At 68.6% G+C, this 20,412-nt stretch carries 19 protein-coding genes; 11 read left to right on the top strand and 8 right to left on the bottom strand.

Going from position 1 to position 20,412, the window contains the following annotated elements; genetic code table 11:
- Window positions 1-76: 76 nt before the first annotated feature.
- The 5 genes from P0R32_RS07330 (at window position 77) to P0R32_RS07310 (ending at window position 4,716) form a co-directional block, all read left to right on the top strand.
- Entirely contained in the window at window positions 77-202 is a 126-nt protein-coding gene (locus P0R32_RS07330) for a DUF7989 family protein (protein ID WP_276239299.1), read from the top strand.
- A gap of 198 nt (window positions 203-400) precedes the next feature.
- Entirely contained in the window at window positions 401-610 is a 210-nt protein-coding gene (locus P0R32_RS07325) for a hypothetical protein (protein WP_276239298.1), read from the top strand.
- 95 nt (window positions 611-705) lie between these two features.
- Window positions 706-1,728, top strand: coding sequence for an ABC transporter ATP-binding protein (locus P0R32_RS07320; protein WP_276239297.1), 1,023 nt, complete (start codon window positions 706-708; stop codon window positions 1,726-1,728).
- Complete coding sequence (locus tag P0R32_RS07315) at window positions 1,725-3,536, top strand: ABC transporter permease family protein (protein WP_276239296.1); 1,812 nt, start codon at window positions 1,725-1,727, stop codon at window positions 3,534-3,536. Before P0R32_RS07320 ends, P0R32_RS07315 begins: the two co-directional genes overlap by 4 nt.
- Window positions 3,537-3,660: 124 nt before the next feature.
- Window positions 3,661-4,716: an ABC transporter permease gene (locus P0R32_RS07310; RefSeq protein ID WP_276239374.1), complete on the top strand. Its 1,056-nt coding sequence runs from the start codon at window positions 3,661-3,663 to the stop codon at window positions 4,714-4,716.
- A gap of 36 nt (window positions 4,717-4,752) precedes the next feature.
- On the opposite strand, the gene P0R32_RS07305 is transcribed toward P0R32_RS07310, so the two are convergent.
- The 4 genes from P0R32_RS07305 to P0R32_RS07290 form a co-directional block, all read right to left on the bottom strand.
- Window positions 4,753-6,180 carry a small ribosomal subunit Rsm22 family protein gene (locus P0R32_RS07305; protein WP_276239295.1) on the bottom strand — a complete coding sequence of 476 codons (1,428 nt, stop codon included), beginning with the start codon at window positions 6,178-6,180 and terminating at the stop codon, window positions 4,753-4,755.
- Window positions 6,181-6,297: 117 nt separating this feature from the next.
- Window positions 6,298-7,110: a prephenate dehydrogenase/arogenate dehydrogenase family protein gene (locus tag P0R32_RS07300; protein WP_276239294.1), complete on the bottom strand. Its 813-nt coding sequence runs from the start codon at window positions 7,108-7,110 to the stop codon at window positions 6,298-6,300.
- A gap of 85 nt (window positions 7,111-7,195) precedes the next feature.
- Window positions 7,196-7,690, bottom strand: coding sequence for a hypothetical protein (locus P0R32_RS07295; protein ID WP_276239293.1), 495 nt, complete (start codon window positions 7,688-7,690; stop codon window positions 7,196-7,198).
- 57 nt (window positions 7,691-7,747) lie between these two features.
- Window positions 7,748-8,947 carry a M24 family metallopeptidase gene (locus P0R32_RS07290; protein ID WP_276239292.1) on the bottom strand — a complete coding sequence of 400 codons (1,200 nt, stop codon included), beginning with the start codon at window positions 8,945-8,947 and terminating at the stop codon, window positions 7,748-7,750.
- 191 nt (window positions 8,948-9,138) lie between these two features.
- Between P0R32_RS07290 and P0R32_RS07285 the strand changes: the two genes are divergently transcribed.
- The 6 genes from P0R32_RS07285 to aroC all read left to right on the top strand — a co-directional run bounded on the left by P0R32_RS07285 (window position 9,139) and on the right by aroC (window position 15,743).
- On the top strand, window positions 9,139-9,795 hold the full coding sequence (locus P0R32_RS07285; RefSeq protein ID WP_276239291.1) for a helix-turn-helix domain-containing protein: 657 nt from the start codon (window positions 9,139-9,141) through the stop codon (window positions 9,793-9,795).
- A gap of 91 nt (window positions 9,796-9,886) precedes the next feature.
- On the top strand, window positions 9,887-10,183 hold the full coding sequence (locus P0R32_RS07280; RefSeq protein ID WP_276239290.1) for a HalOD1 output domain-containing protein: 297 nt from the start codon (window positions 9,887-9,889) through the stop codon (window positions 10,181-10,183).
- Window positions 10,184-10,277: 94 nt separating this feature from the next.
- Window positions 10,278-11,594, top strand: coding sequence for a 3-phosphoshikimate 1-carboxyvinyltransferase (aroA, locus tag P0R32_RS07275; RefSeq protein ID WP_276239289.1), 1,317 nt, complete (start codon window positions 10,278-10,280; stop codon window positions 11,592-11,594).
- Between the two features lie 84 nt (window positions 11,595-11,678).
- Window positions 11,679-12,872, top strand: coding sequence for an iron-containing alcohol dehydrogenase family protein (locus P0R32_RS07270; protein WP_276239288.1), 1,194 nt, complete (start codon window positions 11,679-11,681; stop codon window positions 12,870-12,872).
- Between the two features lie 175 nt (window positions 12,873-13,047).
- Entirely contained in the window at window positions 13,048-14,424 is a 1,377-nt protein-coding gene (locus P0R32_RS07265) for a cytochrome P450 (RefSeq protein WP_276239287.1), read from the top strand.
- Between the two features lie 128 nt (window positions 14,425-14,552).
- Complete coding sequence (gene aroC, locus P0R32_RS07260; RefSeq protein ID WP_276239286.1) at window positions 14,553-15,743, top strand: chorismate synthase; 1,191 nt, start codon at window positions 14,553-14,555, stop codon at window positions 15,741-15,743.
- A gap of 31 nt (window positions 15,744-15,774) precedes the next feature.
- Here aroC and P0R32_RS07255 read toward each other — a convergent pair whose 3' ends face one another.
- From P0R32_RS07255 to P0R32_RS07240, 4 genes are all read right to left on the bottom strand, one after another.
- Window positions 15,775-16,488: a hypothetical protein gene (locus P0R32_RS07255; protein ID WP_276239285.1), complete on the bottom strand. Its 714-nt coding sequence runs from the start codon at window positions 16,486-16,488 to the stop codon at window positions 15,775-15,777.
- Window positions 16,485-17,087: a CAP domain-containing protein gene (locus P0R32_RS07250; protein ID WP_276239373.1), complete on the bottom strand. Its 603-nt coding sequence runs from the start codon at window positions 17,085-17,087 to the stop codon at window positions 16,485-16,487. Before P0R32_RS07250 ends, P0R32_RS07255 begins: the two co-directional genes overlap by 4 nt.
- 154 nt (window positions 17,088-17,241) lie before the next feature.
- Window positions 17,242-19,947 (bottom strand): PKD domain-containing protein, encoded by a 2,706-nt coding sequence (locus P0R32_RS07245; RefSeq protein WP_276239284.1) that lies wholly within the window; start codon window positions 19,945-19,947, stop codon window positions 17,242-17,244.
- 190 nt (window positions 19,948-20,137) lie between these two features.
- Entirely contained in the window at window positions 20,138-20,326 is a 189-nt protein-coding gene (locus P0R32_RS07240; protein ID WP_276239283.1) for a hypothetical protein, read from the bottom strand.
- Window positions 20,327-20,412: the final 86 nt, after the last annotated feature.

Raw genomic sequence — 20,412 nt, 5'->3', positions numbered from 1 at the left:
TGATTAATATGGTATTGTGTGTCTAAGGTGGATCCATGGAACGCTCAAGTAGTTCGGCGTGTTGCTCTGTGTCACGATGGCAGAACGAACGATGCGGGACATCAGTCACACAGCGCCGAACGGAGCCTCCGCGGACCGAGTGTGGGAACGAGGCAACGAGAAACCCGACGTGCGGACCGACGGCGGCGACGACGACGAGTAATCTTCCGCGAGCGACGACGAGTTCTCACTGACCAAGCGCGTCTAGCGACTGCTCGACGGCGTCTCACCTCCGCTGTGCTCCCCCAAGAGCCGACCGGCCAGCGTTCGGATCGCTCCGAACCAGATAGCTCATAAATCTTTACTCGCTTTTGAGTAGTCTGTAGAAACGTATTTGTCGGATGAGACGAATAGATCAGGTATGAGCCTACAGACGACGATCGACTCCTACAGCGGGGCGATGGCGAGCGGCGCGGTCGACGGCTGGGCGCCGGACGAGCGGACGGCGCTGACGGCGTCGCCGAGCGACCCGCGCCGGAACGCGGCGCCGTTCGTCGAGGCCGCTGAGTCGGGGGCCGAGGCGGAGCAGTTCACCACCTTCGGCTTCGTCGAGTACCGGCCACACGAGTGAGCGGCGTCGGCCGATCGACCGAGCCACGCGACGACCGTTCTCACCCGCGATAGGCGCGGCGACGCCCCTATATCGGGGCGCTCGAAGAGGCGGGTGTGATAACCGTCGACGGCCTGCGGAAGGTGTACGGCGACTTCGTCGCCGTGCACGGGAGTACCTTCGACGTGGAGCCGGGGGAGATATTCGGCGTCGTCGGCCCGAATGGGGCGGGCAAGACGACGACGCTGAAGACGCTGGCGGGGCTCATCGAGCCGACTGCCGGTACGGTCGCGGTGGCGGGCGCGCCAGCCGGCGACCCGGAGACCCGGACCGCGCTGGGATTCCTCCCAGAGGAGTCGCCGCTGTACGAGGACATGACAGCGCGGAGCTACCTCCGCTTCTTCGCCGACCTGTACGAGGTACCCCGCGAGACCGCGAACCAACGGATCGAGACCGCGCTCGACGACCTGGAACTGGAGCACCGCGACCGCCGCCTCGGCGACGTGTCGAAGGGGATGAAGCGGAAGGTCGCCATCGCGCGCTCGCTCGTCAACGACCCCGACGTGCTGATCTACGACGAGCCAGCGTCGGGGCTGGACCCGCTCACGACGAACTACGTCCTGGAGTACGTGCGCGCGCTCGCCGACGCGGGCAAGACCGTGCTGTTCTCGGCGCACAACCTCTACCACGTCGAGTCGGTGTGTGACCGCGTCGTCATCATGAACGAGGGGCGGATCGTCGCCCGCGGCACGGTCGAGGAGATTCGGGCCGAACACGGGGAGACGACCTACCGCGTGTTCACGACCGTTCCCGTCGCGGAGAGCGACCCCGACGGCGACCGCCACCTGACGGTCGTCGACTCGATGGACGCCGTCGAAGACGTGCGCGCGGCGGCAGCCGAGGCCGGCGGCGAGGTCGTCGACATCCGCACGCGGGAGTCGACGCTGGAGGAGATCTTCCTCGACGTGGCCGGGCAGCCGATGCCGGGGAGTCGCCGCGTCGACCCCGGCGCGACTGGCGCGACCGGCGCGACCGGCGCGAGCGCAGGCGACGGAGGCGACCCTGACGACGCTGACGACGCCGCCAGCGAGGAGGCGCCCCCGGAGGCGACGACCGACGGCGGGGGCCCGGAGCCGTGAGGCTCTCCCCCCGGAAACTGCTCCGGGTGGCGCGCTGGGAGGTGAGCCGGGCGACCGGCACCCTCGACCGCAGAACCGCGGTGTTGGGTGCGGTCGCGCTCCTGCTCACGCTCGGCGTCGTCGCCGGCGGCGCGCTCGCCGGTGGCGTCGCGCTCGACGAGGACATCTACGCCGTCGCCGTCAGCCCGGACAGCCCGTACCACGACCCGGTGGCGCAGTCGACGCCGCTGGAGCCGGTTCCCGTCGGGTCGCCCGGCGCGGACGTGTACGTCGACGACCGCGACCCGACCGACCGCGAGGCGAGCGTCTCGGTCGCCGACACCCGCAAGGGGGAGGCCGCGCTCGCTGCGTTCCGCTCGGCCGTCGAGGGGCACAACGCCCGCCTCCTCCGCGCCGAGGAGAACCAGTCTGCCGCGTTCCCGGTCGGCGTCACCCTCAGCTACGTCGAGCGCGCCAGCGAACGGATCGGCGCGACCGACGCGTCGGGGACCGACGGCGCGGACGACGACGACGGATCGCCCGGCGGCGCCGGCGACGGCGACGGTGCGGGCGGTGCAGGCTCGGGGAGCGGTGACGACGGCGACGACGGTGGCGCGCTCAGCGTGCCGGACTTCGGTGGCGCCGCGGGGCCGCTGTTCGGCGGCCAGCCCACGGGGTCGCCAGCCGAGATATCTCCGCCGTTCCCGTTCTCCTCGCTCGTGCTCGCGTTCGCGTTCCTCGTGCCGATGAACTTCGTCATCCAGGCGTACGGCTCGACGATTCTGAACGAGCGGATCAACCGCCGCGGTGAACTCCTGCTCGTCGCGCCGCTGTCGCAGTCGGACATCGTCGCGGGCAAGACGCTCCCGTACGCCGCGGTCGCGCTCGTCGCCACCACGCTCATCGCACTGGGCGTGGGCGGGGGCGTGTTGTCGGTCGCGGCGGTGTTCCCCATCGCGCTGGTGTTCCTCGCGGCGACGTTCGTCGGCGCGATGTTCGCCCGCTCGTTCAAGGAACTCACCTTCGTCACCGTCACCGTCTCGGTCGCGCTGACGACGTACGCGTTCGTCCCCGCCATCTTCGCGACGGTGACGCCGGTGGCGCTCATCTCGCCGCTGACGCTCGTCGTGCGCGACCTGCAGGGCGAGGCCGTGTCGATCGGCGAGTACCTGTTCTCGACGGGGCCGTTCTACCTCGTCGCGGGCACGCTGTTCGCGATGGGCGTCGGCGTCTACCGCGAAGAGGACATGTTCACCCAGCGGTCGGTGCCGCTGAAGTTCCTCGACGCGCTCGCGGTTCGCCTGCACCGCCCGCGCGACGTGGCGATCCTCGCGGCGCTGTCGATCCCGTTCGTGTTCGTCGCCGAGTTGCTCGCGGTCGCGCTCCTGTTCGCGCTGCCGCAAGGCGCCGCCATCGTCGGCCTGCTCGTCGTCGTCGCCGTCGTCGAAGAGGTCGCGAAGGGCGTCGCCATCTTCGCCGGCTTCCACGAGTCGCGCTTCGAGGCGGACTTACTGACGGCGCTGAAACTTGGCGCGCTGTCGGGCGCCGGCTTCTTCGTCGCCGAGAAGGCGACCGCCGTCGTTCAGATCGTCGGCCTCGGGTCGCTCCCACTGGGCGAGGCGGCGTTCGCGACCTCCGGCGTCGGCGCCGACCTCGGCGTGCTCGGGGGTGTGGGATTGCTCGCGCTCCCGCTCGTCCTCCACGTCGTCACGGCCGCCGTCGCGGCGGTCGGTGCGACGAGGGGCGTCCGGTCGTGGGCCGCGACGCTCGCGGTCGCGATGGCGATTCACTTCGCGTACGACCTCACGGTGGTGAGCGCCCTTGGGTGACGACGGCCAGCGGACGGACGGGGGAGCCGACCACGCGACCGGCGGTGTCCCCGCCGACGCGCCGAACCCGGTTCCGGGCACCGTCGCCGCCGACGAGCGCACCGGTCGCGACCCGCGTTGGACCATCGCGAAGCGCGAGTTGGCGTCGCTGCGGGCCGAGAAGACCATCGTGCTCGCGCTGCTCATCCAACTGTTCGTGGCGGCGTTCTCGTCGTTCCTCGTCGTCGGCCTCGTCTCGTTGTACGACCCGGGGTCGGCCGCGGGCTACTCGGTCGAGACGGCGGTCGCGGGAGACGACGCGAACGACCTGCTCCGGGCGGTGGAGTCGACCGACGGCATGGACGGACGGCTGTACCCGGGACGTGAGGCCGCCGCCGAGGCGTTCAACGACCGCGAGGTGGACGCCGCCATGTTGGCGACGGCGACGACCGACGGCAGACTGGAGGTGCGGGTGCTCGTCCCCGACAGCAACGTCGCCACGACGCTGGTGGTGGTGCGGGCCCGTGAGGCGCTCCGCGCGTTCGAGCGACTGGAGCGCGACCAGCGGTCGGCGTCGCTGACCGCCGAGACGCTCGAACTGCCCCCGGGCGCCGGCGCGTCCCCGTACTTCGGGTTCACGTACACGGTGCTCGTGCCGCTCCTGCTGTTTCTGCCGGTGTTCATCGCCGGGTCGGTGACGGTCGACTCGCTCACCGAGGAACTGGAGCGCGGGACGCTCGAACTGCTCCGGGTGGCCCCGGTCACGATGACCGACATCGTCGAGGGGAAACTGCTGGCGGCGGCGGGGCTCGCGCCCGTGCAGGCGGCGCTGTGGCTCGCATTGCTGTCCGCGAACGGCACCGCCATCGCACCCGGCCCGAACCTGGTCTCCACGATGGCGGGCGTGCTCGCGCTGCTGGGGCTGACCGCCGGACTCGCGGCGCTCGTGACGGCACTCGGCGCCGCGCTGGCGCTGACCGCCCCCGACCGCCGCGCCGCCCAGACGGTGTACTCGCTGGGTGTGCTCGGACTGTTCGGGCTGGCCGCGCTGTCGCCGGTCAACCCCGCGAACGTCGCCGCGAAACTGGCGGTCGGGAGCGGCGACCCCGTCTCGTACCTCGCGGTCGGTGCGGTGGTCGTGTTCGGCGCGGTCGCTGTCGCGGCGGCACGAGTCGGCGTCGCGCGGTACGGCCCTGCCTGAGCGGCGCTCGCGCCGCCCCGTGGCCCCGTGGCCTCGTCAGGCGGCGACGAAGTCGACGACCGTCTCCTTGTTGCAGACGAGGTTGTACGCGCCCTCGTCGTCGTTCCAGAGGACGAGCACGTTCTCCACGGACAAGATCGCGCCGTACGGTGCCTCCCGGAGGTCGCGGTTGAGGACGGACTCGCCAGTGAGCACGAGGTAGTGCTCCAGGTCCTCGCTGCCGTCGCCGACCTTGAACAGCGGGTTCGCGTCGTCGTGCGGGGCGAGGTTGTCGGACAGTTTCACGCACAGGAGGTTCACCCGGTCGGTGACGTGGTCCTCCGACTCGGCCATCCGGTGGTGACGCTCGGCGCTCGCGACGACCGGGTGGCGGCGCTCGCCGTCGGGGCGGACGACCGCCCACGAGAACTTCACGTCCGTGTTGACGTAGGTGCCCGGCTCCTCGTCGTACGCCCGCGTGGCCGCGTCGTCGAGTTTCCGCTGGAACGAGGGGACGGCGAGGTCGGGACGCTCCTCGAACGACCACCCGCGGTCGCTGGGGGCGTCACCGGACCACAGGCGGAGGTCCGGCGCGTACACGCTCGTGTCGCCGCCGGGCGGCGTGAGCGCGCGCTCGACGCGACGCATCTCGGTGGCGGTGTTGAGGTCGGCGGGCGAGAGGAGCACGCAGGAGCCGTCGTCGGCGAGCGTGTCGAGGTACCGGGAGACGACCGCCTCCGGGTCGTGGAGCTCCGAGAGGACGTTCCCGAACAGCACGAGGTCGACCTCGCCCACCGACTCGGTGTCGAACTCCTCGGCGGTCTCGCGGTGGACCGTCGTGTGGAAGTTGCGCCGGGTGTCGGCCAGGACCTCCTCGAGCACGTCGGCGTTGGCGCTCGGTTCGAGCGCGTGGTAGTCGACGAGCGCGTCGTCGGGGAGGTAGTCGTGGAGGCCGAGCGCGGGGCCGCCGGTGCCGGCGCCCACGTCGAGCACGCGGAGGCGACGGGGGAGCAGGCCGCGGTCGGCGAGACGGTCGAGCACGTAGCCGACGGCGGCGTAGAAGTCCGGCTGGTGGTACAGCGCGTACCCGAGGGCGGCGTCCTCGTCGTACTCGACGCGGCGCCCGCGGTAGTAGTCCTCCTTCATCCGGTCGACCGTCTCGCGGAGCGCGTCGCCCGACTCCCCCTCGTGCCAGTCGAGGCCGTAGCGATCGAACAGCAGGTCCTCGACCGTCTGGACGTGCTCGTCGGGGAGCGCCTCGGGCGCCCATCCCGGCGGGTCGACCGGCTCCTCGTCTACGGGGACGAACGTGCCGTCCTCGCGCTCGAACAACGCGAGGTCGAACGCCTCCTCGCGCAGGGCGGTGCGCACGACCGCCGGGTGGGGCTGGTCGGGGAGGTACTCGTACAGTTCGTCGGGGTCGACGGGCCGCGCGTTGCGGAGGTACTTCGCCGTGTCGCGCAGTGCCTCGCGGTCGACGCTCACGGCGCCACCTCCGCGGTCGCAACGACGGGGCGTGCGGTGGCGACGCCGAGACCGGCGTTCCAGATAGTCATGGGCGGCGCTACTCGGTCGGCGTGGGTAACGGTTCTGTCTCGACCCTCAGTCGTCGTCGGCTTCCGGAGCAGGGTCGGTGGTCGGGTCGGCGCCGTCGGCCGCGCGGGTGTCGGCGTCGACGGCCTCGCGCGCGGCGGCGAACAGCGCGTCGAACTCCTCGCGGTCGGCGACGGCGAACGCCCGCGCGGCGTCGGCGACGGCCTCGGCTCCCGCGAACGTGTCGCGGATGTCTGCGTACACGCGCGCGTCCCCCTCCGTGACGGTACGGGCGAGGTCCGACAGCGGTTCGGAGACGGGCGTGTGGAAGCGCTCGTCCACGTCGCCGGCGGCGAGCGCGTACGCCAGGACGGCGGCGTGGGCACCGGACTGGACCTTCGCCATCGCGTCGTCGTGGTCGGCGGCGGTCGTCTCGAACACCTCGTTGCCGACGTCGGCGAACCGCTCGTACACCTGTTCGACGACGGGACCGACCTCGCCGGGGACGTACGCGATGCGACCGGGCCCGCGCGGCGGGGCGAACAGCGGGTGGAAGCTGGCGTACTCGTCGTGGGCGTGCTCGGCCATCGCTGCCAGCGGGTCGGCCATCACGCCGGAGACGTCGACGATGGCCCCGTCGACGACGTTGTCGACGTAGCCCGCGACCGCGTCGGCGACGACCGGGATGGGGACCGCGAGGACGACGCAGTCGAACGACTCGTCGGTGTCGCGGGGGACGACCCGCCCGTCGACGACGGCCTCGGCGGCGTCCATCGCGGCCTGCGGGTTCGTGTCGGCGAGGGCGACGCGCTCGGCGACGGGGCGGAGGGTCTGTGCGACCCACCGGCCCATCTCGCCGGCGCCGACGACGAGCAGTTTCATGCCAACCGGTATCGGGGTGGCGACCGAAAGCGTGTCGGTCGGGGCGACGAGCCCGACGAGACCCGCGAGAACGAGCGACTCGGTGCTACTCCACGGCGGCGATCCGGAACCACTCCGACGGGAGGGTGTCGCCGTCGTGGTCCTCGGCGCTCAGGAGGCGCATCTGCACGTCCGCGAGCGGCACCGGCTCTGCCAGTCGGACGCCGACCAGCGTCTCCGCGTCGACGGTGCGCGCCTCGCCACGGAAGTCGACCGCGCGGACGGTGACGGCGTCCTCGCCGACGCCGCCGTCGACGACCTCGAAGTGCGCCTCCAGCAGGCCGGGCGCGACCTCGGTGATCTCGCCGCCCTCGGCGGTGATCTCGATGGTATACGTGCGGATTCCCTCGGGCGCGCGCTGGCAGACGGCGACGACCGCGTCGGTCAGTTCGTTGGGGTCGGCCTCGTCGTCTCCGCTCCCGGCGTCGCCGTCGGGGTCGGCGTCGGCGTCGGGGTCGTCAGACACGGATCCCTCCGCTGCCGTCTCGGCTCTGGCGCCCGGTTCTCGGAACGCGTCGGCGATGCGCTCGAAGAGGCTCACGCCCGTCGGTACGAGCGGCGCGTCCAAAGCCACGTCGGCGGGTGGTCGCGGACACCGTCACTCCACGACCAGTTCGACGGGGTAGTCGCCGGTGAGATTCTCGTAGCCGTCCTCGGTGACGATCACGATGTCCTCGATGCGGACGCCGCCGACCTCGGGGTCGTACAGGCCCGGTTCGACAGTGATCACCTGTCCCGGCTCCAGTTCGCCCCCGCGAGGGTTGAGTCCGGGCAGTTCGTGCACGTCGAGGCCGACGCCGTGGCCCGTCGAGTGGATGAATCCCGTCTCGGTGTCGGGGTCCGAGCGGAGGGTCGGGTGACCGGCGGCCTCGTACACCTCGCACGCGGCGGCGTGCACGTCCGCGCCCGTCGCGCCGGGTTCGACCGCCGCGAGCGCGGCGTCGAGCGCCTCGTGGGTGCGGTCGAACCACTCGGCTGCGGTGTCGCTCGGCTCCCCCTTCGAGAAGGTGCGCGTCATGTCGGAGTGGTACTTGCTCGCCTTCTCGCGCGGGAAGATGTCGATGATGATGGTCTCACCAGCCTGGAGCGGGCCGCTCCCGCGGTCGTGGGGGTCGGCGGCGTCGGCGCCGCAGGCAACGATGGTCTCGTCGAGCGCACAGCCGTGGCGCAGCAGCGTCACCTCGATCTCTTCTTGGACGCGTTCGCTCGTCAGCGTCGTCTCCTCGCCGGTCGCGTCGTCGACGATCGTGAGCGTCCCGTCGTCGGCCACGTCGGCCTCGGCGATCAGCGCCTCCGCGGCGGCCATCGCGGCCTCGTTCGCCTCGGTCGCTCGCCGGACGGCGTCCAACTCCTCGTCGGTCTTGACCGCGCGAGCCGTCTCCAGTACGTCGTCGTGGTCCACGTCGACCGCGAGCCCCTGGTCGCGCAGGCCGTCGGCGACGCCGACCGGGAAGCGCTCGGGGACGAGCACCGACTCGGCGCCGAGGTCGGCGAGGAAGTCGGCGTACACACCCGACAGCGCCGCCGCCTGTCCCTCCGACGCGGCGCGACTCGCGAAGTCGTACGTCGAGAGGCGGGCGACGGTGTCCGCGTGGGCCTCCTTGGTCGCGCGGCCGTACTCCAGCCCGGAGACGAGCACCGCCAGTTCGTCGCCGGTGTAGGCGGTGAAGAACGGGTCGGGGGCGTCGAACCCCGAGAGGTACAGTTGGTTCGAGTCGGCGCTGCCGGCCTCGATACAGTAGGCGTCGGCGTCGGCGGCGTCGAGCAGGTCGTCGAGCGCCGAGAGGTCGCGCGTCATGTCCGACCGTGGGGCGAGTGCCGGGATAGGCGTTTTCGTCGCGGGGAACTGCACGCGACCCGTGCCACAGCCGCGTGGCCCGTGGTTGGCCGAACGCTGGGTCGGCGCAGACCACCACACGAGCGGAATGTGGTGGCCAGCCGACGGCACCCGACGGCAACCTCAATCCCGGTCGTGTCCTACTGACAGGCATGACCGTGCTCGCTCGGATCAGCATCGACGAGGAGGACTTCGAACTCGGTCGCGCACTCGCCGACGTTCCGGAGGCCGTCGTCGAACTCGAACGCGTGATCCCGACGGCAGAGAAGGCCATCCCGTACTTCTGGGTGTCCAGTGCGACCGCGACGGAGGTGGCCGACGCGCTCGCGGGGACCCGGTACGTCGAGGAGGTGTCGCTGGTGGACGAGTTGGAGGACACGCTTCTGTACCGGTGTACCTACCAGCTGATGGAGGGGGGCGTCGTCACCGGCTTCGTCGAGACGGGGCTGACGCTCCTCTCGGGGATCGGACGAGACGGCCGGTGGGCGTTCGACATCAGGAGCGAGGAACACGCGAACCTCGGCGACTTCCAGCGCTTTTGCGCCGAGCGCGACATCGAACTCCGACTCGAATCGCTCACCGAGGAGGCCCTCCCCGAACCGCCGAAGGCGGCGTTGACCGGGCTCCAACGGGAGGCGCTGACGGCCGCGCTATCGGCGGGCTACTACGACACGCCACGGACGGCGACACTGGAAGACGTCTCCGGCACGCTCGATATCTCGCGCCAGTCGCTCGCGGAGCGACTCCGCCGGGGGACGCACAACCTCCTCGAGGAGGAGTTGGGCGTCGACTCCGGACAGGGGAGATAAAAACTCGCTACATAGTCAGGGGTCGGAGCAATGTCCTCGACCGGAGTTGTGCCCGGTAGGGATGAGGACAGGAGAGACCACGACCGGACCGATGTCAGGGCGGACCGCCGCCGATGCTACCGATTCGCAGTCACGGTATTCCACGTTCGACCCCGATGCTGGAGAGATATCCGTCGACGTCGCCCACGCGGTGGCCGACGCGAGCGGCCGAGACCCGGCCCTCATGGAGCCGTTGGCGAACGCCATCGACCCGGACGCGCTGAACGCGCTCGTCGGAACGAGTCGCTCGCCGGGCTCCGGGTGGGCCGAAGTGACGTTCGAGTACCTCGACTACACGGTGACCGTCTGTAGCGACGGCGTACTCACGCTCGACCCGCGAACCGACTGACGCGACGGACCATCCTCCACATCCGTACCAACACCGACCAGCAACGGCTGTCGCGGTCGGTACACACTTCCCCCGGCGAGCGCACGGTCCGGGCATGGACGCACACGTCTCGCCGTCGCGCGTCGCCGGTCGCGCACGCGCCCCGCCGTCGAAGAGCTACACGCACCGAGCGATCCTCGCCGCCGGCTACGGTGCGGGCACCGTCGTCACCGACCCGCTCGACTCCGCGGACCCGCGGGCGACCGGGCGGGCCGTCGAGGCGTTCGGTGGCACCGTCGAGTGGGTCGACGACGACGGACAGGCCGTCGAGGAGGGTGCGAGCGCGGTCGAAGTCGACGGCTTCGGCGGTCGACCGGGCACGCCAGACGACGTTATCGACTGCGCCAACTCGGGGACGACGATGCGCCTCGTCACCGCCGCCGCGGGACTGACCGAGGGGCTGGCCGTGCTCACGGGCGACGAGTCGCTGCGCTCGCGCCCCCAGGGTGCGCTCCTCGACGCCGTCGAGTCGCTGGACGGGCGCGCCGAGTCGACGCGACGCAACGGGCAGGCGCCGCTCGTCGTCGGCGACGCGATGGGTGGCGGCGCGGTCGCCATCCCCGGCGACGTCTCTTCGCAGTTCGTCACGGCACTCCTGATGGCCGGCGCCGTCACCGACGATGGGGTCACCGTCGACCTGGAGACCGAACTGAAGTCTGCGCCGTACGTCGAGATTACCCGCGAGGTACTCGCCGACTTCGGCGTCGACACCGAGCGCACGGACACCGGATTCCGCGTCCCAGGGGGACAGACGTACGCGACCGACGAGTACGCGGTGCCGGGCGACTTCTCGTCGATGTCGTACCTGCTCGCGGCGGGAGCGGTCGCGAGCGAGGAGGGCGAGGCCGTCGTCGTCGAGGGCGCCCGCCCGAGCGCGCAGGGCGACTCCGCCATCGTCGACGTGCTCGACCGCATGGGTGCAGACATCGCGTGGGACGAGGCCGCCGGTGAGATCACCGTCCGCGGCGGCGACCTCTCTGGCGTCGAGGTCGACGTTGGCGACACGCCCGACCTCCTGCCGACGCTCGCCGTGCTCGGCGCCGTCGCCGACGGCGAGATGCAGATCGTCAACGCCGAGCACGTCCGCTACAAGGAGACCGACCGCGTCGCCGCGATGGCGGAGTCGCTGACGGCGATGGGCGTCGAGGTGACGGAAGAACAGGACTCGCTGACGGTCCACGGCGGCGACTCCACGCTGACCGGCGCGACCGTCCACGGACGCGGCGACCACCGCCTCGTGATGGCGCTCACCGTCGCCGGCCTCGTCGCCGACGGCGAGACGACCGTGACGGGCGCCGAGCACGTCGACGTGTCGTTCCCCGACTTCTTCGACACGATGGCCGCGTTGGGTGCGAGCGTGTCTGTCGAGTAGGGTGGTCGCGTCGCCGGCGGTCCACCCGCCGGCAGAGGTGCCGCCGCCGGTGTTGTTTTCGCCCGGGCGAGCGACGCCCGACGTATGACTGACCTCGACACGCCGCCGTTCGCGTTCGACTACGACCCCGGCGCGATCCACTACGGGCGCGGGGCTATCGACGACCTCGGCGACGCGCTGGCCGACCGCGGCTGCGACACCGCGCTCGTCGTCTGCGGGTCGAACGTCGGCGGGAACGCCGACCTGATGGACGCGGTCGAGGCCGGCCTCGACGGTCGCCTCGTCGAGGTGTTCGCCGGAACGACGCCCGAGAAGCGTCTCCGCGAGGCCGCCCGCGCGGTCGAGCGCGCCGACGCCGTCGACGCCGACGCGTTCGTCCCCGTCGGCGGCGGGTCGAGCCTCGACGTGGCGACAGTCGCCTCGGTGCTCCGTGCGCGGGGGCTCTCGCTCGCCGACGCTCGCGCGGAGGTCGCCGAGACGGGCGGCATCGCCACTCCAGACGACCCCGCGGGGCTGACCCCGCTGTTCCCCGTGCCGACGACGCTCGCGGGCGCCGACCTGTCGGTCATCGCCGGCATCTCCGCCGAGGTCGACGACGGCGCGGGCGGAACTGAGACGGTGTCGACTGGCGTCGGCGGCGCAGAGTTGATGCCCGAGGCGCTGGTGTACGACCCCGCGTTGTTCGAGACGACGCCCGCGGGCGTGCTCGCGGGGTCGGCGATGAACGGCTTCGACAAGGCGGTCGAGTCGCTGTACGCTTGCACGCGTACCGCGGTGACCGACGCCACGGCGACCCGCGCGGTGCGCCTGCTGGTCGACGGCCTGCCCGCGATGACCGACGACGAGACGGCGATGGACCGGACCGTCGCGGGGATCGTGCTCGCACAGTACGGCATCTCCCGCCCGGGAGACATGACGATCAACGTGATCCACGCGTTCGGGCACGGCCTGCGCGACGCCTTCGGCATCCAGCAGGGCCTCGCGCACGCGACGGTCGCGCCGCACGCGCTCCGCGCGATGGCCGACGCCGGAGTCGACCTCTCGCTGTTGCAGACCGCGTTCGAAGTGGAGACGGTCGAGGCGGCTATCACCGAGGTCGAGCGAGTGCGCGACGCGCTGGACCTCCCGGCGTCGCTGTCGGCGGTCGACGGCGTCGACGAGGCGGGGCTGGACGAGGCCGCGCGCGTCACCGCCGCCGACTCACTGCTGTCGTACGCGCCCGAGGGGTACGACCTGTCCGAGTCCGACGCGCGTGCAGTGCTGGACGCTGCGTACTGAACGGCGACTCGCGACCTCTTCTCAAGCATCTCGCATCGCCCGCCACACTCTCGGCGGCGTCTCCGGCATGGCGAGGTGGTCCGCGTCGCCCCGACGTGCCCGGCGTCGCTCGAAACTGCGCGGAACCGACCGACCGTTCACCAACGGCTATGTCGCCCGACACGAATCTCCCGCTATGAGCGACACAGACGGCTCTGCACTCCCTCCGGAGGCCGCGCCCGGCCCCGACGGCCTCCCCGTCCTGGGCTCGTACCTCGACAACAGCCGGAGCTTCTTCGACTTCCGAGACCGCGTTGCCGCCGAACACGGCGGCGTCGCCCGCTACACCGTGCTGGGGCAGGACATCTTCCTCGTGACTGACCCGGACGCAATCCAGCAGGTGCTCGTCACGGAGAACGAGACGTTCGTGAAAGGCGAGTTGTTCCAGCAACAACTCCGACCGGTGTTGGGCAACGGCCTGCTCAACAGCGAGGGGGAGTTCTGGCGGCGACAGCGTCACCTCATCCAGCCGGCGTTCACCCCGGACCGAATCGCGGGCTACGCCGACATGATGGTCGAGACGACCGACCGCGCGGTCGACCGCTGGGACGACGGGGAGGTCCGGAACGTCCACCGCGACATGATGGAGTTGACGCTCGAAATCGTCGCGCGCGCGCTGATGGGCGTCGACATCCGCGACCGCACGCCCGCCATCGGCGGCGCGCTCGACACCGTGATGGAGGTGTCGGCGGGCGCGAGCCTGCAGGACCTCCTGCCGGAGTGGGTGCCGACGCCCCGGCGCGAGCGCCTCCACGAGGCGGTCGCCTCGCTCGACCTGATCGTCGACGAGTTGGTCGACGAGAAGCGGCGCGCGCTCCGCGAGGGCGAGGTCGACCCCGAGTCCGACGTCGTCTCCGCGCTGCTCACCGCCGTCGACGAGGAGGGGGAGCAGATGGGCGCCGAGCAGGTGCGCGACGAGGTGAAGACGCTGCTGTTGGCGGGCCACGAGACGACGGCGCTGTCGCTGACGTTCACCTTCCACCTGCTCGCGCGCCACCCCGAGGTGGAGACGAAGCTCCTCGACGAACTGGAGGCGGAGTTGGGCGACGACCCAGCGGGCTTCGACACCGTCCGCGACCTGGAGTACCTCGACAAGGTCGTCACGGAATCGATGCGGATCCTACCGCCAGTCCACGGTATCCTCCGCGAGCCGACCGAGGACGTGGTGCTGGGCGGCTACCGCGTGCCCGCGGGGACGCCGGTGTCGCTGAGCCAGTGGATCGTCCACCGCGACCCCGCCCACTACGACGACCCCCACGAGTTCCGCCCCGAGCGGTGGACCGACGAGATGGAGTCAGACCTCCACCCGCTGGCGTACTTCCCGTTCGCCTCGGGGCCGCGCCGCTGTGTCGGCGACCGCTTCGCGCTGCTGGAGGCGAAACTGGTGCTGGCGACGGTGCTCAGGCGGCGCTCGTTCGACGTCGTCGAGCCGACGGATCTGGAGGGTCACCTGGAGGCGAGTATCACGACCCGCCCGACCACACCCATCAGGATGCGCGTCCACGAGCGCTGAGCCGAACCCACGAGCGCTGAGCCGAACCCACGAGCGCTGAGCCGAACCCACGAGCGCCGCCCAGCCGCCGACGGCGGTTCTTCGCACCTTCGCCGCATTTTATACCGCCGAACCACCGAACACGGGTAATGAACGGCAACGAGTTCGGCCGGCTGTTCCGGCTGACGACGTACGGCGAGAGCCACGGTGAGGCGATGGGCTGTACGGTCTCGGGGGTGCCGGCGGGCGTGGAACTCGACGAGGAGCGGATCCAGCGCGACCTCGACCGACGCAAGCCCGGCCAGTCGATGATCACGACGAGTCGCGGCGAACCGGACGAGGTCACGATCAACTCCGGGATCCAGGACGGCTACACCACCGGCACGCCGGTCGGGATGGTGATCCAGAACAAGGACGCCCGCTCGGGCAAGTACGAGCCGTTCGTCACGGCGCCGCGACCGAGCCACGGCGACTACACCTACTCCGCGAAGTTCGGCACGCGGAACTGGGGCGGCGGCGGGCGCTCCTCGGCGCGGGAGACGGTGAACTGGGTCGCCGCCGGCGCCATCGCGAAGGCGGTGCTCGACCAGAGCGAGTACGACGTGGAGATCAAAGCGCACGTCAACCAGATCGGCGACATCGTCGCTCCCGAGGTCACCTTCGAGGAGATGCTCGAACACAGCGAAGAGAACGAAGTCCGCTGTGCCCACCCGGAGACCGCCGAGCGGATGCGCGACCTGATCGACGAGTACCAGCAGGCGGGCGACTCCATCGGCGGCGCCATCGAGTTCGAGGCACGCGGCGTCCCCCGCGGCCTCGGCGCTCCCCGGTTCGACGCGTTCCCCGCTCGCCTCGGCCAGGCGATGATGTCGATTCCGGCGACGACGGCGTTCGAGTTCGGCCTCGGTCGCGACGCCCGCGAGGTCGCGGGCATCGACCGCAACGAGGACTGGGAGTTCGACGACGGCGAGTCACACCCGGAGACTGTCAGCGAGGAAGGCGACCCGGTGCCCGTCGGCAACGACCACGGCGGTCTCCAGGGAGGGATCACCACTGGCGAACCGATCTATGGCGAGGTGACGTGGCACGCGCCCACCTCGATCCCGAAGGAGCAGACGACGGTCGACTGGGAGACGGGCGAGGAGAAGCAGGTGCAGGTCGTCGGTCGCCACGACCCGGTGCTCCCGCCGCGGGCGGTGCCGGTCGTCGAGGCGATGCTGTACTGCACGGTGCTCGACTTCATGCTGCTGGGCGGCCGGATCAACCCCGACCGTCTCGACGGGCAGGTCGGCGAGTACGATACCGAGTACCACGCGGAGCGGCCCGACCACGAGGAGTAGCACTCGGTGCGACGCTGCCGGTGGCGCGGCGCTATCGGTGTTCTTCGATGAACTCGCGTAGGTCGGCCGTGGTGTCGGCGTCGATCGGTTCGCGCCCCCAGCGGAACGCCGGAAGATCCTCCGCCTCGACGCCGGCCCCGCGGGCGAACTCGCGGTCGGAACGCGTCTGGTTGCGACGCCGACGCGTGCGCGCGGCTTCGACGACCGCGTCGCCGTCGACCTCCACGGTCGACGCGAGGTCGCGAAGCAGGTCGAACGAGTAGTCGGGTGCGGCGTCGACGAGTCCCTCGTGGAACGCCCACGCGTCCGCGCGGTCGCCGCGGGCGCGGACCTCGAACACCGCGCTCGGGAGCAGCATCGACCACTCGTCGACCGGGACCGGGAACATGAGGAGCGTCGGACGGAAGGCGTCGGCTTCGAGGAGGTCCGAGAGCTTCGGGAACTCCTCGCGCCACCAGCGGATCGACTCGCGGTGTGCGTAGTCGAAGCAGACGAGGACGAGCGTGCCGCCCCCGGTGTAGATCTGTCTGACGCCGGGGTACGGAGTGCGAGTCCCCTCCCGGAAACTGAACGTCTCGGTGGACTGCGCCGTGGTGAACTCCGCCGTTTGCCAGCCGCCTGGTGGTTCGGCGTTCGCGTCCCCGAACCAGCCGAGACAGCCGGACGTGGCTGCGACAGCGGTCGTTGTGACCCCTGCGAGAAGCCGCCTGCGCTGGACAGCAGGGATCTGCTCCCGGTCGCTCATGAGTCGTCCTCCGGGAGTGGATCGGCGTTACAGAGGTTCATCGTCACGTAGGTGCGCCGGTCTTCGGTGATGTAGATCCCGATGCCGACGGTCGTCATGTCCGGGTCGATCATCGCCATGTTGTGTTGCCCCGAACGCATGAATCCGTGAAGGAGCTCTTCGGCCAACTGCTCCTCTGTCTGCGTGTCGTTCGCTTTCCAGAAGATCGCACCAATGTTCTGATAGCCACCACCACACGCGTAGTCGCTCTGCTGGAGTCGATCGGTGTACGTCTCGTTGTCCGGATTCGTGTGGGCGAAGAAGTCCCGTTTCGCCATATCGTAGGAGTGGTGGCGAGCGATTATCGCGAGCCGCGGGTCCGCATTTAGCGGTCCGACATCATTGTCATCACGATGTTCATCCACTTTTTGTTTTAAGGTCGATTCTACTTTTGACACATTAACATCTGTTCTTTGTGTCTTATTATCTAATGGAATAGGGGTGTTCACAGAGCTATCTGGTTGTTCATGTGCATATTTCGGCAGTTCCGGTGTGTTATTTACTCCAGCTATGTCTGATTGATTTGGAGTAGGCTGTTCACCTGTGAGGGCACCTCCCATCGAGAGGAATCCTGAGACAATAATAAATGTCGAAATTATTACGAACGTGTTTCGATGGTGGGTCATTTACTTTCCCTCAAGTCGTGTTCACTTCGACACGAAACCAACATCAGGTGGTAATTTGCATGGTTTCTTATTTTAATTTCTACTAATATCAGCACATTACTGAGTCGTGATTGCTCTCACCAGAGCCACAACGAACTTCAACCAGTCTGAGAGTCCCGGAGATGTACGTCCCCTCAGCAGGTTTCGTAAGCGACTGTTCCTGCTCCGTATATCCGCTGTCACTCTCCCAGAGCCACTCGATCCACGTCTCTGTCTCGGCGTACGTCTTGATTCGAACCGTTCGTGTTTCGGTTCCCGCGTATTTGTGATATGACACGGTTTCGGTACGCTTCACTTCCGTTTTGTACCGATATTCCGTCTCGTAGTACGTCCTGCCGTCGTGATCGTGACCGGTATACCAGACGTCCGTGTCGTACTCCCACCTCGCACACTCTCTCGAGAACCCACCAAGTGGGTCGAGTGCAAGATCCCAGTTAGTACATTCTGCGGTCGTTCGTGAGTGGCGCTCGCGGTCGTGGTCGTGACCATCACCGATCACGACGCGACGCGTTCGAGTTTCTCCTGTCTGCCTCCACCCGTTCCGCCGGAATTTACTCTCGAACCACGTGTACCGGTCCTCGTAGTAGGTCCGGGATTCAGTACGTACGTTTCGCTGAACCAACGTCCAGTCTTCCCCCGAACCGTCGGGGTCGCTCTCACTAATTCGCGTGACACGCTGAGTTCGCTGTTGGGTGCTGGTTCCATTCAGTTCCCAGTTCTCATCAAGCATGGATGGTCGGCCAGAATCAGCCAGGACAGAAACTGTACGGCCAGTGAATACCTCCCCAGAATCATGAACCGCGACTTTCTCCCAACTCGCTCCAGTTGGATGTTCTTGTGAGTGAACCTGGTTTATCTCAGTTTTTCGGACTTCATACCAATATTCTTCATACGTTCGTGGTCTGACCGTCACTGTTGCCGCTGCCAGTGCTTTCCCTTTCGGACCCTGGGTCGAGAACAGTCTGACCGTATAGGTCCCTGGGTCCTCGTAGGTGTGCGAGATCTTGACATTGTTCGCTCCAGAGGTCCCCGAGCCAGTGATGGATTCCCCATCTCCGAAGACCAGACGATAGTTCTGGTACGAACCCACGGTGAACACGACGTCCTGGCCTGGCTCGATCAGGACAGTGCTACCTTGGCTCTCAGCTCCAGGCCCCCTTGCATAGAACGTGACGTCGGGATGAGTTTGGATCGAGTGAAAGCGACTCACCAGCTTTCGGCTGTCTCGATCCCCATCCGAGTCGACCGCACGCACGGTGACCGCACGCGAGACCATCCTGCCGCTCTCCGAAACGAACGTATGTTGTATGTTCGTCGCCACACTCCCTTTGAACCGACCTAATTCGTCGGTGTACGTGGCTGCAATAGTATCATTAATCTCCCACGTCGCGCGGACGATCTTGGATTCGTTGTGCGCAACCGTCGAAGAGAGATTGTAGGTCCCGAGCGTGATCGTATCGGTGGCTCCGGTCTGTTTGGAGTCGTCGAGCACGTACTCCGTCTCGATGGACGACAGCTGTGGAACCTTTTCTGACAGATCCGGGTCGTACGTGTTTTCCACCTCCGTTTCCTTCACTGCAGTTACGGTGTTCCCCTCGTCGTCGGTCACGACGGCTCGAACCACGATAGTGTCATCCAGGTCCCCCCAGATCTGAACGTGATTGAGCGAGGTGTTGCTCGAGCGCTCCAACTGATTCTGTGCAGGGTCCCACGAGATAGTCAGTTCTCCACCATCGGGGTCGTACGCCTCTATCCAGTACTCCTGCGTGCTCCCCGCGGGAGCGGTATCGGGCCCGAAAATCCGCACCACCGGCGGCCCTTCCTCGTACACCTCGACCGTCGTCGACGCGTTCGCGGTCGCGCCGTCGTCGTCAGTCACGGTCCCCGACACCGTGTAGGTCCCAGCCGAGCCGAACGTGTGCCTGATCACCGCCCCGGATCCGCCCGAGGGAGCGGTCCACTCGTGAGACACCACCGTCCCGTCCGCGTCCGACCCGTGAAGCACGAACGACGTTGTCTCTCCCACAGCGACCCGATCGGGCCCCTCGATCCAAGCGCGTGGCGCCGTATTGTCCGGATCCGTCGAGCCGTCACCGTCAGCGTCTGCCGCGACGACTCGAACCGACTTCCGGAACGTCTCTGTCGCCCCGTCGTCGTCGGTCACCCGGACGGAGAACGAGAACGTCTCACCCGCCGGGACCTCAACGGGCTTCGTGATCTCCCTGCCACTCTGCCCGTCCGACCACGCGTACGACGTGATCTCGCCGTCGGGGTCGAACACTGCCGCGACGAACGTCGCTGACTCGCCGGTGACGACCGTGTCGGGGCCTCGAATGCCGCCGACCGGCGGGTCGTTGGCTCCCGAGTCGTTCGCGGAGTCATCGGCAGTGGAGTCGGTAACGTCGACGTACAGCGTGTCGCTGCGCGTCGCGCCGTGGTCGTCGGTCGCTGTCAGCGTCACCTCGTAGCGTCCGGTCTCGGCGGCGGTGAACGAGGTTGACACGGCGTCCGCGTCCTCGGGAGCGATCGTCTCCCCTGCGGGCGTTCGGATCGTCCACTCGTAGGTGACGACCTCCCCGTCGGGGTCGTTCGTGCCGCCCCCGTCCAGCCAGACGACCGCGCCTCGATCGACTTCCCGGTCGAGGCCGGCGTCGACGAGCGGGGGGTCGTTGTCCTGTTCCGGGTGCGCGTCTGCGAGCGGCGCCCCGGCCGACAACAGGAGCAGCAGCGCGAGAGCGAGCGAACGTCGTGTCATCGTGGGCGGGGTTGCCTCTTTTTCCAACATAAATATTCTGTAAGAAGGGCAGGGCTATCGGGCGCGACGAACTGCTGGGTTGAGTGCGGAGCATCCCGTGTCGACGACAGCGTACTGAGGGACGACAGGCGTAGAGTTCGACCTCGACCTCGACGCCTGCCCCTCGCGCGAACTCGTGGTCGGAGCACGTCTAGTTGCGACTTCGACGAGTGCGCTCGGCCTTCACGACCGCGTCGCTGTCGACCCCTACGGTCGACGCGAGGTCGCGAAGTGGATCGAACGAGTAGTCGGCCGCGGCGTCGAGTGCCTCGTGGAACGCCCACGCGTCAGCAAGGGTCCCCCGGGTTGGGGCCTCGAACACCGCGCTCGGGAGCAGCACCGACCACTCGTTGACCGGGGCTAGGGCGGAGTCGGAACAGACGAGGACGAGGACGTCACAGCCAGCCTTGATCTGTCTGACGTTGA

Origin of the sequence: Halobaculum marinum (genome assembly GCF_029338555.1) — an archaeon.
Classification (GTDB): Archaea; Halobacteriota; Halobacteria; order Halobacteriales; family Haloferacaceae; genus Halobaculum; species Halobaculum marinum.
The sequence above is the reverse complement of the archived record's forward strand: the minus strand, read 5'-3'. Positions and strand labels throughout refer to the sequence as shown.